Source organism: Microbacterium sp. CFBP 13617 (assembly GCF_014839445.1).
Classification (GTDB): Bacteria; Actinomycetota; Actinomycetes; order Actinomycetales; family Microbacteriaceae; genus Microbacterium.
On record NZ_JACYNW010000004.1, the window covers coordinates 390,096 to 404,349 of the forward strand.

The following is a 14,254-nucleotide window of genomic DNA, read 5'->3' on the forward strand; positions in this document are numbered from 1 at the left end:
TCCGCGGGCTTCCCGCGCTCATGACGGAGGGGGTCGGTAGGCTGGAGGTTCCAGCCGCGCGACGCCGAGGACACCCGAATGACAGATCTCATCGACACCACCGAGATGTACCTGCGCACGATCCTCGAACTCGAGGAAGAGAAAATCGTGCCCCTGCGGGCCCGCATCTCGGAACGCCTCGGCCACTCGGGCCCGACCGTCTCGCAGACGGTCGGGCGTATGGAGCGCGACGGCTTGGTGGTCGTCTCGGAGGACCGCCGTCTCGAGCTGACCGGCACCGGTCGCCAGAAGGCCGTCGACGTCATGCGCAAGCACCGTCTCGCCGAGCGCCTGCTCAGCGACGTGATCGGCCTCGACTGGGCCTACGTGCACGACGAGGCCTGCCGCTGGGAGCACGTGATGAGCGAGCAGGTGGAACGCCGCCTCGTCGAACTGCTCGGCCACCCCACCGAGTCGCCCTACGGCAACCCGATTCCGGGACTCGACCAGCTGGGCGATGCGGCCAGCTCCACGTTCGACGACGGTGTCGTCGGACTCGTCCGCAAGCTCACCGACGCCGGGCATCCCATCACCGGCACGGTGCGCCGCCTGGCCGAACCCGCGCAGGTCGACCCCGAGCTGCTCCAGCAGCTCAAGGCCGCTGGGGTGCTTCCGGGAGCGCGCGGCGACTACCGCTTCAACGAGGGATACGTGCTGGTGCAGATGGAGGGCATCGAGGACGGTCTCGAGTTGCCGGTCGAGGTGGCCTCGCACATCTTCCTCGTCGCCGAGGACTGAGTCTCGCGAGACCTCCGCACTCCGCGACCGAGCATTGGCTGAACACGGTGATCGGAGCGTGACTTGTTCGTTATCTTCCGGTAGCCTTCGAGAGTCCACAGGCGAGAAGCCCGCCGTCGGACCCCTCGCGGTTTGCCTCATCGGCTCGTCGTCTGCAGAGGGTGAAGCCCGCACATCGTGCCCCATCGAGTGCTGACGAGCTAGCGTCCTGGACGCAGAGGCGCCGGAGGACTTTTGGCTGAAACCACTGATCCCGTCGGGGACCTACCCGAGGTTCCGACGACGGGTCTCACCCGTAAGAGCGCGCGCGCAGCCGTCGCTCGACCCCCGCAACGACCCGTGGCGGTCTCGACGTCGGCGACTCCGCCGGCCTCTCGCACCGCTCCCGCACGACGTCCCTCGGGACAGCGTCGCCACGGCAAGCCCGTGCGCAGCGCCGTGATCCTGACGATGGTCGCCGGTCTCGTCGCCACCGTCGCCATCCCTGCCTACGCGGCGACCATGCCCGCGGCCGAGACGATGACCCTGCAGCAGGTGTCGGCCCCCGACAACCAGTCGCTGGTCGTGGCCTCCGACGCCGCGGCCGAGACGCTCGACCGCAGCAGCTACTCGGCGACCACCGCCGACGAGATCCAGCAGAAGAAGGACCGCGAAGCCGCTGCCGCCGCAGCCGCGGAGCGTGCCCGCCAGTTGGCATCCAATGCCGGCGCCTCGGTCTCGTCGATCGACTTGAACATGACGGCCCCCGGCTCGGGTGAGGTGCGCTGGCCCCTGTCGAGCTACGTGCTCGGCCGTGGCCTGTGGGACTCCGGCTACCACCAGGGCGTCGACCTGCTCGCCCCGGGTGGGCAGCCCATCTTCGCCGCCGCCGCCGGCGTCGTGAGCACCTCTTCCGAGAGCTTCGGCGGGTACGGCGTGGGCATCGTCATCGAGCACGTCATCAACGGCCAGAAGGTGTCGACCACCTACGGCCACATGACGTACGGCAGCCGCCAGGTGCAGGCCGGTCAGACGGTCGCCGCGGGCCAGCTCATCGGCCTCGTCGGCTCGACCGGAAGCTCGACCGCGAACCACCTGCACTTCGAGGTGCACATCAACGGATCGGTCGTCGATCCCTACGCCTGGCTGCAGCAGAACGCCAGCTGATCGGACCGAACGAGAGACGGCGTGCCGGAGGACGATGTTCTCCGACACGCCGTCTCTCGTTTCCCGATCCCGCCGCCCCCGGGCGTGTCGGGGTGGGTTAGCCTGTCTCCGACGTCGGAACAACCGAAGGGAAAGCCCGATGAGCATCAGGCCTCGCATCCGCACCATGGATGCGCTCGGCCTGCTCGTTCTTCGGCATCGTGTGTTCGGATGCCGCGGTGTCGCCGCGACTTCCGAGGCGCTGTCTGTCTAGACAGCGCCTTTTTTCATGCCCTGCGCGCGGGCCGTCGTCGCAAGTCGAACATCCGAGAAGCCGTCTCGGCCATTCGAGAGGAGACGTGAATGCGCACACTGGTATTGAACGCGGGATACGAGCCCCTGGCGGTCGTGTCGTTCAAGCGGGCCCTCGTGCTCGTGATGAACGACAAGGCCACGGTCGTGGAACGCATCGACGAGGATCCGGTCTGGGCCGCGGCGGGGACCTACGATCGCCCGGCGGTCATCATCCTGACCCGCTACGTGCGGGTGCCGGGGGCGCGGCAGGTGCCCGTCACGCGGCGCGGGGTGCTGCGTCGCGACGCGCACCGCTGCGGGTACTGCGGCAAGGCGGCGTCGACGATCGACCACGTGCTGCCGCGTTCGCGCGGGGGCAAGGACACCTGGGAGAACCTCGTGGCCTGCTGCCTGCACTGCAACAACGTCAAGGGCGATCGCACCCCCCAGGAGATGCACTGGGACCTCCGTCTGGTGCCGGCGCCCCCGCGCGGATCGTCCTGGACCGTGCGCGGCGTCGACAAGAGCGATCCGCGGTGGGAGCCGTACCTGGCCTTGGCGGCGTGAGCGTCGTCGCCGTCCTTGCGGCGCTGGCGTCCCCGGCATCCGGGTGATGGGATGGGGGCATGCCTCGTGCCCTGATCGTCATCGACATGCAGCGCGGATTCGACGACCTCGACTTCTGGGGGCCGACCGCCAACCCCGATTGCGAGAGCAACGTCACGGCGCTGATCGGGGCGTGGCAGCACGAGGGCGAGCCGATCGTCGTCGTGCGGCACGATTCGGCGTCGCCTGGATCGCCCCTGCACCCGGACGGAGGCGGTAACGCGTTGGTCGATGCGGTCGCCAAGGTCTCGGCCGACCTGTGGGTGACGAAGAACGTCAATTCGGCCTTCTACGGCGACCCCGACCTGCACGCCTGGTTGGGCGAGAACGGCATCCGCGAACTGGTGATCTGCGGCATTCAGACCAACATGTGCGTCGAGACCACGGCGCGCATGGCCGGCAACCTCGGGTACGAGGTGACGGTTGTTCTGGATGCCACGCGCACCTTCGATCTGAGCGCTGAGGTCGCGGGCCTCGGAACGGTGACCCGGACGGCCGCCGAGCTGATGGCGAACACGGCCGTCGTGCTGCAGCAGGGCGGATTCGCGCGGATCGCGGCGACCGTCGACCTGGTCTGAGGCGCGTCGCCCCTCGCGTCGCGGGGGCGTCGGCACCTCGCGTCGGGGCTGCTGCCGGTCGGTGCGCGCGGCGTCGGGCTCAGGGTGTCGTGCCGTCGCGCGAGGGGACGACGGCAATGTCGGAGGTCGATCGTATCTTCGACCCACAGGGATTGAGGCACTAGAACAAATGTTCTAACCTGTGGGAGTGAGGGCGATCGTGAGAGACCAGGTACAGGCCGTACCCGACATCCACGCGCTGCGCGATCGCTTGGAGCGCATGCAGGGCCGGCGCATGGACGCCCCGGTGCTGCCCACGCACCCGGCTTTCTCGTCCCTGCTTCCCGGGGGCGGTCTGCGGGCGGGATCGGCCTATGCCCTCGCTCGATCCGCGTCGCTGCTGCTCGCCCTGCTGGCCCGGCCCTCGCAAGACGGTTCGTGGTGCGGCGTGATCGGCATGCCCGAGCTGGGGGCCGAGGCCGCCGAGAAGTACGGCCTCGACCTCGATCGTCTGGTCTTCATCCCCGACCCGGGGCCGCGATGGCTGGCGGTGACGGCGACGATCGCCGAGGTGCTGCCGGTCGTGGCCGTCCGCCCGCCGTCGGGTTCCACGGCGGCCCGTAGGGGTGCCGAGACCACACGCCTGGCCGCTCGGCTGCGCGACCGTGGAGCCGTGCTGCTGGTGCAGGGCGCCTGGCCGCAGGCCGAAGCGGTGATCGACGTCGCCGACCCGCGATGGACGGGGCTCGGTCAGGGACACGGGTACCTGGCGGGTCGTGAGCTCACCGTGTCGGTGAGCAGCCGACGCTCGCCCCACGCCCGTCGGGCGCGCATGCTGCTGCCCGCGGCCGACGGGTCGGTCGAGCTGCTGGGTACGCCCACCGAACGCCTCGTGCCGCGCGAGCGCGACGAGTACCGTCCGAGAGCGGTCGGCTGATGCAGGCTCCCACGCGCAGCCTCGTGCTCTGGTTTCCCGATTGGCCGATCACGGCATTCGTCGCCGAGGCCGTCACGCCTCCTCGCCCCGAGGCCCCGGTGGCGGTGTTCTCCCACAACCTCGTCGTCGCCAGCTCGTGGGCTGCCCGCGCGCAGGGGGTACGCCGAGGTCAGAAACGCCGTGACGCTCAGGCCCTGTGTCCGACCCTCCAGGTGGTCCCCGCCGACCCGGTACGCGACGCGCGCGTGTTCGCCCCCGTCGTGGCCCGCATCGAAGAACGCGCCCCCGGGGTGCAGATCATACGGCCGGGATTGTGCGCACTGCGGGCGCGGGGTCCGGCGCGCTACTACGGTGGCGAAGCCGAGGCTGCGCGCCTACTGATCCGCCTCCTCCACGACGACGGCTTCGGCGAGGTACGGGCGAGCGTCGCCGACGGTGTCTTCACCGCCGAGCACGCCGCCCGCTCGGCCACCGTCGAAGAGCCCGTGCGCATCGTGGCGCCCGGTGACGCCGCGGCGTTCCTCTCTCCGCTGTCGATCGCCACCCTCGACGACGAGGAGTTCGGCAGTCTGCTCTCTCGGTTGGGCGTGCACACCCTCGGTGATCTGGCCACTCTCGCGGCCGAACGGGTGCGGGAACGCTTCGGAGAACGGGGGGTGCGCCTGCATGCGCTGGCGGGAGGACTCGACTCGCAACCCGTGCAGCCGCGTACCCCTCCACCCGAGCTGCACCGCGACGTCGCCTTCGAGCCGCCCCTCGAACTCGCCGACCAGATTGCCTTCGGCATGCGCGTGGCGGCCGAGGAGTTCATCGCCCGGTTGGGGGCCCACGACCTGGTGTGCACCGAGCTGCGTGTCGTGCTGACGGGTGAGCGGGCCGAGCGCAGCGAACGCGTGTGGCTGCATCCCGGATCGTTCGACGCCGCCGCGGTGGTCGATCGGGTGCGCTGGCAGCTCGCCGAAGACGCCCAGGGCATCTTCGGCAGCGGCGTGGCGGGCGTGCACATCGAGCCCGAGGCCGTCGACGCCGCTGCCCACCACGCCAAGGGGCTGTTCGGTGCGGGGCCCGACGAACGCGTCCACCATGCCCTCTCGCGCGTGCAGGCCATGCTCGGCCACCGCGAAGTGGTCACTCCCGTGATCGGCGGGGGACGCTGGCTGGCCGAACGGCAAGTGCTCGTGCCCTGGGGAGACCGAGCCGTGACGGCGAAGGAACGCGCGCGCCCCTGGCCCGGCAGCCTGCCCGATCCGCTGCCGGCCACCGTCTACCCCGAACCACGGCCGGTCGGGGTCACCGACATCGCGGGAGCCCCGGTGACAGTGGGGGAGCGCGACGCGCTCAGCGCCCCACCGGCGGTGCTCGAGACGGCGGGACAACGGCGACGCATCAGCGAATGGGCGGGGCCCTGGCCGATCAGCGAACGCGGATGGGATCCCCTGCGACGGCGCAGGGCGCATCGGTTCCAAGTGATCGACGCCGAGGGGGGCGCCTGGTTGCTGGTGGTCGAAGAAGGGGAGTGGCGGGCGGAGGGACGCTATGACTGAGGTTCGGCTCCACCTTTCTCGACGAACAGCGGGCCGCGGCGGCAGCAGCACCGGTGATGCCCCCTCGGGCGGTGCGGGCCTCGCGCCCGACGTCGGCTCGCCATCGATGAACAGAACCCGGGCGGAGGTGCGCCGATGGGCTGGAACAATCCGCCGGTGAAATGGTCGGAACTCGAGCGCGTGCTCAGCGACGCCCGCCGCCCGACCGGTGCCCCGCCGAACGGTGACGGGGGCGACAGCCCCGCCTGGTCGCACAAACGCGGCGCCTACGTGCCGCCGACGATCGCGCGCCCGGCCGACACCGTGCCGTACGCCGAGTTGCACGCGCACTCGTCGTACTCGTTCCTCGACGGAGCCTCGTCGCCCGAAGAACTCGTCGAAGAAGCCGAACGTCTTGGCCTGCACGCCCTCGCCCTCACCGACCACGACGGGTTCTACGGCATCGTGCGCTTCGCCGAGGCCGCCGAGGCGCGCACGGTGAACACCGTCTTCGGCGCAGAACTGTCGCTGGGTCTCGCCGGGCCGCAGAACGGCGAGGCCGACCCGGGCGGATCGCATCTGCTCGTGCTCGCACGCCGCGAAGAGGGCTATCACCGCCTCGCCGCCGCGATCACCCACGCGCAGCTCAGCGGTGCCGAGAAGGGGCGTCCCGTCTACGACCTCGCCGACCTGGCCGAACGCGCGGGCGGGCCCGGCGATCCGCACTGGGCGGTGCTCACCGGATGCCGCAAGGGCACGGTGCGCCAAGCTCTGGCGTTCGAAGGGCCCACGGGGGCCGCGCGCGAACTCGACACCCTCGTCGACCTGTTCGGCCCCGAGGCCGTGTACGTCGAGCTGATGGATCACGGCAGTCCTCTCGACTCCAGACGCAACGACGTGCTGGCGGCGCTCGCCGCCGAGCGGGGGCTGCCGATCCTCGCGACGAACAACGTGCACTACGCCGCCCCGCAGAAAGAGCTCCTCGCCGCCGCCGTGGCCGCCGTGCGCGCCAATCGTGGTCTCGACGAACTCGACGGGTGGCTTCCCGCGCACGCCGGCGCGCACCTGCGCTCGGGGGTCGAGATGGCGGCGCGGTTCGCCCGATATCCCGGAGCGGTGGCGCGCACCGTGACGCTCGCCGACGAGGTCGCCTTCCCGTTGCGCCGCGCCAAGCCCGCGCTTCCGCGACAAGACGTCCCCGAGGGGCATACCCCCATGTCCTGGCTGCGGCATCTGGTGTGGGAGGCCGTCCCGCGCAAGTACCCCCGGCTCTCCGACGAGGATCGCAACCGCATCGAGCGCGAACTCGGTGTGATCGAGATGAAGGACTTCCCGGGGTACTTCCTCATCGTCTACGGCATCGTCGCCGAGGCCCGGCGGCGCGGCATCCTGTGCCAGGGGCGCGGGTCGGCGGCGAACAGCGCGGTGTGCTTCCTGCTCGACATCACCGCGGTCGACTCGATCTTCTACAAGCTGCCCTTTGAGCGTTTCCTGTCGAGCCTGCGCGACGAAGAGCCCGACATCGACGTCGACTTCGACTCCGATCGCCGCGAAGAGATCATCCAGTGGGTCTACAAGGAGTACGGGCGCGAGCGTGCGGCGCAGGTGGCGAATGTCATCCAGTACCGCCCCAAGAACGCCGTCCGTGACATGGCTCGGGCGCTCGGACACTCGCCGGGCCAGCAAGACGCCTGGTCGAAGCAGGTCGAACGGTGGGGAGCGACCCTCGAAACCGGTGCGGATCACGACATCCCCGACCAGGTCATCGAGTTCGCGTCGGAGCTGCTGAAAGCGCCACGCCACCTCGGCATCCACTCCGGAGGCATGGTGCTCACCGATCGACCGGTGGGTGAGGTCGTGCCGATCGAGCATGCGCGCATGGAGAACCGCACGGTCATCCAGTGGGACAAAGACGACGCCGCGTGGATGGGGCTGGTCAAGTTCGACCTGCTGGGACTCGGCATGCTCGCGGCGCTGCAGTACTGCTTCGACCTGATCCGCGATGCCACGGGCGAGGCGTGGGAGCTCTCCACGCTCCCGAAAGAAGAGAAGGCCGTCTACGACATGCTGTGCCGCGCCGACTCGATCGGGGTGTTCCAGGTGGAATCCCGCGCGCAGATGGGATTGCTGCCGCGTCTGCAGCCACGGAAGTTCTACGACCTGGTCGTGCAGATCGCTCTCATCCGCCCGGGACCCATCCAGGGCGGTGCCGTGCATCCGTTCGTTCGACGCAAGCTCGGCCAGGAGCCCATCACCTACGTGCATCCCAAGCTCGAGCCGGTGCTGGAGCGGACGATGGGGGTGCCGGTGTTCCAGGAGCAGCTCATGCAGATGGCCGTCGCCATCGGCAACTGCTCTGCCGAAGACGCCGACCTGCTGCGCCGGGCCATGGGGTCCAAGCGGGGGCTCGAGCGTATCGACTCCCTGCGCGAGAAGCTGTACGAGGGCATGGCGCAGAACGGTCTGGTCGGTCAGGTCGCCGACGATCTGTACGCGAAGATCCAGGCGTTCGCGAACTTCGGTTTCGCCGAATCGCATTCGCTGTCGTTCGCGCTGCTGGTGTACGCGAGCTCGTGGATCAAACTGCATTACCCGGCTGCGTTCCTCGCCGGCCTGCTGCGGGCCCAGCCCATGGGGTTCTACTCACCCGCCACCCTCACCGCCGATGCCCGCCGGCACGGGGTGACCGTACGGCGGCCCGACCTGCTGCGCTCGAGCGTCGAAGCGGGTCTCGAGCCGGTCGACGAGACGGGCGCCCGCGCCCCGACGGGTCTCGACGCCTGCACGCACGCGGAGCAGTCCCCCACGGGGGACTTCGATGCGTCGGAGCCCGACGAGACCCTCGCCCATCGCCGAGACGGCGGGTTTGTCGTGCGCCTGGGGCTCGCCGGAGTGACCGGGATCGGCAAGAAGGTCGCCGAGCGCATCGTCGCGGAACGAGAGAGGGGCGGCCCCTATCGAGATCAACGCGACCTCGTGCGGCGCACGGGACTTGTCACGGCGCAACTCGAGGCGCTCGCCACGGCGGGGGCCTTCGAGAGCCTGGGCCATACCCGACGCGAGGCGATCTGGCTGGCCGGGTCGGCGGCGCTCGATCGCGCCGAGTTCCTTCCCGACTCGCTCGTGGCCGTGCAGCCGCCGCTGTTCACCGACCCGTCGAGTTACGAGGTGCTCGCGGCCGATCTCTGGGCGACCGGGCTCTCGGCCGACGACCACCCGCTCACTCACTTCCGCTCGGCGCTCGACGCGCGCGGGGTGCTCACCTCGCGGGAGCTCCGCACCTTCGAAACCGATCGTCGCATCGAGGTGGCGGGGCTCGTCACCCATCGGCAGCGCCCGGCCACGGCATCCGGCATCACCTTCCTCAACCTCGAAGACGAGCACGGACTGATGAACATCATCTGCTCGGTGGGGGTGTGGAACAGATACCGGCGGGTCGCGCGGGAATCACCCGCCCTCATCGTGCGGGGCATGCTCGAACGATCCGTCGAGGGAGTGACCAATGTGGTCGCCGACGGCTTCACCGATCTGCAGGTCGGCGTCGCGCACGCGTCCCGGGACTTCCGGTGATGTCGGGCGCCCTCACTAGACTCGGGGCAATCTCGCCCGGTTCCGCACCACGACAGGGGAAACGACATGACCGACACACCCACTCCGCCCGAAGGCTGGTATCCCGACCCCGCAGGCGGCGACGGCCTGCGCCGGTGGGACGGCACCGCCTGGACCGATGAGGTGCGCCCCGTGCACGGCGACGGGGTTCCGCAGGTGGCCGCGCAGGACTCGGGTTCCGCGTCCGAGTCGGCTCCGGTGTCCGACGACGCCGACACCGCCGCCCCCGAGTCGACTCCGGCGCCCGCCGCCGCCGCGGAGGAGCCTGCCCTCTCCGATGAGGCGTCGAACGACCCCGCCGCGCCTGCATCGACGAGCGACCATGCCGCCACGGCCGCGCAGACCGACGCCCCGTCGGCGTCCCCGGCCGGAGCCTCCGCACCGGCAGCGCACAGCGAGATTCCCGCTCCTCCGGCACCCAGCGCGATCCCGGCGCCTCCGGCACCCAGCGCGAGCCCCGCGCCTCCGGCACCCAGTGCAATCCCGGCGCCTCCGGCACCCAGTGCGCCGTTCGCGTCCGCACCGCCCGCCGCGTACCCCGTCACTCCGCCCTCGGCCGCTCCCGCGTACTCGTCGGCGCCGGCGTACCCCGGAACGCCCGCCCCCGCCGGGTACGGCGGTTATCCCGCCGCGCCGTCGGTCGGCGCCCAGCCCGTGCTGCGTCGCGACATCCCCACGAACACCGTCTGGGTGTGGTTGGTCGTCTTCCTGCCGCTGGTGGGCGTGCTGTCGCTGTTCCTCTTCGACTGGTCGTCGTACATCCAAGAGTCCTTCTACGCCGGCCTGTACGGCGAACCCGGTGCGATGGGCACCGATGCCATCGTCTCGACGGTCGCCACTCTGGCGAGCGTCGTCCTGGGCGCCCTCGTCGTCTTGTTCTCGTTCCTCGACTGGCGCCAACTCCGAGCCCGTGGCGTCGAGAAGCCGTTCCACTGGGCGTGGAGCTTCCTGGTGCTCGTCATCGGCAGCGGCCTGGTCTACGTCATCGGCCGTGGCGTGGTGCTGCGGCGACGCACGGGCAGCGGGCTCGCCCCCGTCTGGGCGTCGATCGTCGTGACGATCGTCTCGATCGTCATCGCCGCAATCTGGTTCGTGATCATCCTGACGCAGGTTTTCACCCTCATCGAAGAGGCCCAGTACAACCTCGGTTATTGAGTGACGAGGTGGGGGCCCCGAGCGGCCCCCACCTGAGAACCGCCTCGTGCCCTGGAGGGCCCCCTGTCTGGGAGGCCCCGTTTCTGGAGGGCCCCCTGTCTGGGAGGCCCCGTGTCTGAGAGGCCCCTGTCTGGGAAGCCACGTCGGAGAGGGGCCGTCGGAGAAGGCCCGTGTTCGAGAAGTCCTGTGGCCGAGAGGGGGCGCGGGGATGAGGCGCACCCTTCGTGACGCCTCGTGACGTCGCGTCTCGTTGGATGACGAGAACAGCCCTGACCCCTGCGGGCGGACCTAGGTTTCTGGAGCCGGCGCGTGACGCCGATTCCGCCGGGAGGCGACGCATGTCCACACCGTCCATCGCGCAGCAGATCGACGACTTCACCGCCGGGTTCGAGGCGCAGATCGGAGACCGACTGTCGGCGGTCTTCTCCGACGAGCAGGCCGCCCTTCGCAGCGCCGGCGTCCCGGCGGGAGCGCTCGACGTGGGTGACGACGCCCCGGATGCCGAGCTCGTCACCGCGGAGGGGGCGGCGACGACGTTCTCCGAGGCCCGGGCCGGAGCTGCGTCGGTCGTCGTGTTCTACCGCGGTGCGTGGTGCCCGTACTGCAACATCACTCTGCGCACCTACCAGGAGCAACTACTGCCCGCGCTGCAGGAACGCGGAGTCCAGCTCATCGCGATCTCGCCGCAGACGCCCGACGGATCGGCCCAGAGTACGACGAACGGGTCGTTGGAGTTCACCGTGCTCTCGGACCCCGCGAACACGCTCGCCGAACGCTTCGGCATCGCCACCGAGCCGAGCGTCGACGCGCGCGCGGCGCACACGGAACTCGGCTTCGACGTCGCCGACAGCAATGCCGACGAGACCGCTCGCGTCCCGTTCCCCTCGGTGTACCTGATCGACGCCGCCGGTGTGGTGCGCTTCGCCGATGTCCACGTCGATTACACGACGCGTACGGAGCCGGGCAGGATCATCGACGCGGTCGACGGCGCTCGCAGCGAATGACCCGGGGAGGACGGGCGGCGGGCCGCTCGTCCTCCTGCACCCGTGCGACACGGTCCACCGGCGTCAGGCCTCGAGCGTCGACGCCCGCGTCGCGACGATCGCATCGAGCAGGGCGTGTGCGGTGTCGTCCTTCGAACCGGATGCCGTGGCCACGACCCCACCGTCGCGACCGACGATCGTGAGGGCATTGTCGGCGGTCTCGAACCCTCGCGACCACCCGACCGCGTTGGCGGCCAGCAGATCGACGCCCTTGCGCGCGGCCTTCGCGCGAGCGCGTTCGAGCAGCTCCTCGTCGCTGCCCGCCGTCTCAGCGGCGAAGGCGACGACCGTCTGCCCCGGCCGGCGGTGCTCGACCAGCCCGGCGACGATGTCGCGATTCTCGACGAGCTCGAGGGTCAGACCGCCGGGGGAGTCCTGCTTGCGGAGCTTGTGCTCGGCGACCATGGCCACCGAGTAGTCGGCGACCGCCGCGGCCATGACGATCACGTCAGCGTCGGGAGCCGCGGCATCCATCGCCCGTCCGAGTTGCTCGGCGGTACCCGCAGCGACCACCTCGACGCGTGGATCGGGGCGCACATCGGCGTCGAGGTGCGCGGCCACGAGGGTCACCCGCGCGCCACGGTCGGCGGCGGCGCGGGCGATCGCGACCCCCTGGCGTCCGCTCGAGCGATTGCCCAGGAAGCGCACGGGATCGATCGGCTCACGCGTGCCTCCGGCGCTCACGACGATCGACAGACCGTCGAGGTCGCGCGGGCGTTCGACGAGAGCGAGGGCCGCCGCCGCGATCTCCTCCGGCTCCGACATGCGTCCGGGTCCGGAATCGCCGCCGGTGAGGACTCCGTCGGCGGGACCCACGACGTGCACCCCGCGCGCGCGGAGCACGGTCATGTTGTACGTCGTCGCCGGGTGCCGCCACATCTCGGTGTGCATTGCCGGGGCCACCACGACCGGCGCGGTCGTGGCGAGCAGCGTCGTCCCGAGCAGGTCGGAGGCCAGGCCCGCCGTCATCGCGGCCAGGGTGTTGGCGGTCGCGGGGGCGACGATGACGAGGTCGGCCGCTTGACCGAGCGCGACGTGGCGCACGCGGGCGACGTCATCGTGCACCGACGTGGTGACGGGGTTGCGGCTCAAGGCCTCCCACGTCGGCAGGCCCACGAAGCGCAGCGCGTCGTCGGTCGGCACGACGTGCACGTCGTGCCCCGCTTTCACCAGCAGTCGCACGAGGCTGACGCTCTTGTAGGCGGCGATGCCCCCGGTCACTCCCACCACGACGAACATCGCCCCAGTCTTCCAGGTCGGCTCGGGTGGCGGGTGGCGCTCACCCGCCCGGAGGAGCGCATCGCGCCCCGTCCGCGCCCCGCCCGGGTAGCGTGGACGGAATGTGCACGGTCGTGATCGACGTTCCGGAGGCGCTCGGCGAACCGGTGCGTCTTCTCGCCGTCCGAGATGAAGACCGGGAGCGGCCGTGGCGCGGCCTCGGGCCGTGGTGGCCCGACCGGGGCGGCATCCTCGGCGTGCGCGACGACCGCGCCGGCGGTGCCTGGCTCGCCGTCGACCCCGACGCGGGTCGCCTCGCGGTGCTCCTCAACCGCGAAGACCTGTCCGACCGCGGCGACGACGAGGTCGTCACTCGTGGCGGTGTTCCCCTTGACGCGGTGGGGGACGGCATCCCGGATCGACCGCTCACGCGGGGCTTCAATCTCGTCGAGGTGGATGCCGCGGGCGCCCACCTCGTGGAGTGGGACGGCCTGGTCGCCCGCCGCACGCGCCTCGCACCGGGCACGCACATGATCGCCCACCACGCGGTCGACGACGAGGGCACGCCGCGCATCGCGCGATGGCTGGCGGGATTCCGCCGCGTGGGCCTCGCCGCGGGCGAGGAGTGGTGGATGCCGTGGCTCGGCGTCGTCGAGCAGTCCACCCACGACCCGGGCGCGGCGGTGCTGCGCCGCGACGACCATGACGGGCACGTGCTCGAGTCGCTGCTCGTCTGCGTCGCCAGCATCGGACCCGGCGGCGTCGACGTGCGTGAAGCCGCACTGCCGGAGCCCGGCCGCTGGGACGACGGACTCGCCGCGCGGTTGCGCCGAGGCATCCCCTCGGCGATGGTCCCGCGCGCCGAGACCGCCGAGAGGCCGCAGTAGGCTGGATCCATCCCGCCTTCGTAGCTCAGGGGATAGAGCGCCGCACTCCTAACGCGGGCGTCGCAGGTTCGAATCCTGTCGGGGGCACCACTTCCTGATCGCGGCCGTCGGTGCGCCGGTTCGTGGGCGGGGCCGGCTTCGCCGTCGACGTACGGGCTCCGGGGGGTCAGGCGTCCCAGTCGAGACGCCCGGTTCGGGCCCCGGGCCGTGGACATTCGCCTCCGAGGGGCCGCGCGCTCCCACCGAGGCGCCGCGCGCTCCGACCGAGGCGCAGCGCGCTCAGACCGAGGCACCTCCTCCGACTCGCGAGCGGAGGGCGTGCGCCGTGCGCGCACGCTCCGCGGAATCGCGCGTTCCGATCGACGCGCTTGCTCCGGGCCCGCGGGCCGTGGGTGTTCGCCGCGAGCGCGCGAGCCCGCGCACGCCCGTTGCCACTCCCACCCTCACCGTGACATGATTACTGAACGATCGGTCGGAAAACCTCGAAGTCGAGGATGAACGACCTCGCCAACGTCGGCGGGGG

At 70.7% G+C, this 14,254-nt stretch carries 11 protein-coding genes and 1 tRNA gene; 11 read left to right on the forward strand and 1 reads right to left on the reverse strand.

Annotated elements, in window-relative coordinates; all coding sequences use genetic code 11:
• Positions 1–78 precede the first annotated feature (78 nt).
• The 9 genes from IFU40_RS13745 to IFU40_RS13785 all read left to right on the forward strand — a co-directional run bounded on the left by IFU40_RS13745 (position 79) and on the right by IFU40_RS13785 (position 11,587).
• Entirely contained in the window at positions 79–777 is a 699-nt protein-coding gene (locus tag IFU40_RS13745) for a metal-dependent transcriptional regulator (protein ID WP_055838197.1), read from the forward strand.
• Between the two features lie 426 nt (positions 778–1,203).
• Entirely contained in the window at positions 1,204–1,923 is a 720-nt protein-coding gene (locus IFU40_RS13750; protein WP_342343534.1) for a M23 family metallopeptidase, read from the forward strand.
• A gap of 342 nt (positions 1,924–2,265) precedes the next feature.
• On the forward strand, positions 2,266–2,763 hold the full coding sequence (locus IFU40_RS13755; RefSeq protein ID WP_055838194.1) for an HNH endonuclease: 498 nt from the start codon (positions 2,266–2,268) through the stop codon (positions 2,761–2,763).
• Positions 2,764–2,822: 59 nt separating this feature from the next.
• A complete protein-coding gene (locus IFU40_RS13760; protein ID WP_191926685.1) occupies positions 2,823–3,380 on the forward strand; it encodes a cysteine hydrolase family protein in 558 nt (185 codons plus the stop codon).
• 199 nt (positions 3,381–3,579) lie between these two features.
• Entirely contained in the window at positions 3,580–4,296 is a 717-nt protein-coding gene (locus IFU40_RS13765) for a hypothetical protein (RefSeq protein ID WP_191926686.1), read from the forward strand.
• A complete protein-coding gene (locus tag IFU40_RS13770; protein WP_191915638.1) occupies positions 4,296–5,840 on the forward strand; it encodes a DNA polymerase Y family protein in 1,545 nt (514 codons plus the stop codon). The genes IFU40_RS13765 and IFU40_RS13770 overlap by 1 nt, the downstream gene beginning before the upstream one ends.
• A 135-nt stretch (positions 5,841–5,975) precedes the next feature.
• Positions 5,976–9,389, forward strand: a complete 3,414-nt coding sequence (locus tag IFU40_RS13775; protein ID WP_191926687.1) for an error-prone DNA polymerase — start codon at positions 5,976–5,978, stop codon at positions 9,387–9,389.
• 66 nt (positions 9,390–9,455) lie between these two features.
• On the forward strand, positions 9,456–10,583 hold the full coding sequence (locus tag IFU40_RS16895; protein ID WP_249404229.1) for a DUF2510 domain-containing protein: 1,128 nt from the start codon (positions 9,456–9,458) through the stop codon (positions 10,581–10,583).
• A 338-nt stretch (positions 10,584–10,921) separates the two neighbouring features.
• On the forward strand, positions 10,922–11,587 hold the full coding sequence (locus tag IFU40_RS13785) for a peroxiredoxin-like family protein (RefSeq protein ID WP_191926688.1): 666 nt from the start codon (positions 10,922–10,924) through the stop codon (positions 11,585–11,587).
• Positions 11,588–11,650: 63 nt separating this feature from the next.
• Here IFU40_RS13785 and coaBC read toward each other — a convergent pair whose 3' ends face one another.
• Positions 11,651–12,865 carry a bifunctional phosphopantothenoylcysteine decarboxylase/phosphopantothenate--cysteine ligase CoaBC gene (gene coaBC / locus IFU40_RS13790; protein WP_191926689.1) on the reverse strand — a complete coding sequence of 405 codons (1,215 nt, stop codon included), beginning with the start codon at positions 12,863–12,865 and terminating at the stop codon, positions 11,651–11,653.
• 101 nt (positions 12,866–12,966) lie between these two features.
• Here coaBC and IFU40_RS13795 point away from each other — a divergent pair, with 101 nt between their 5' ends.
• Together IFU40_RS13795 and IFU40_RS13800 are read left to right on the forward strand one after the other, a co-directional pair.
• On the forward strand, positions 12,967–13,731 hold the full coding sequence (locus IFU40_RS13795; protein WP_191926690.1) for an NRDE family protein: 765 nt from the start codon (positions 12,967–12,969) through the stop codon (positions 13,729–13,731).
• A gap of 14 nt (positions 13,732–13,745) precedes the next feature.
• A tRNA-Arg gene (locus tag IFU40_RS13800) sits at positions 13,746–13,821 on the forward strand.
• Positions 13,822–14,254: the final 433 nt, after the last annotated feature.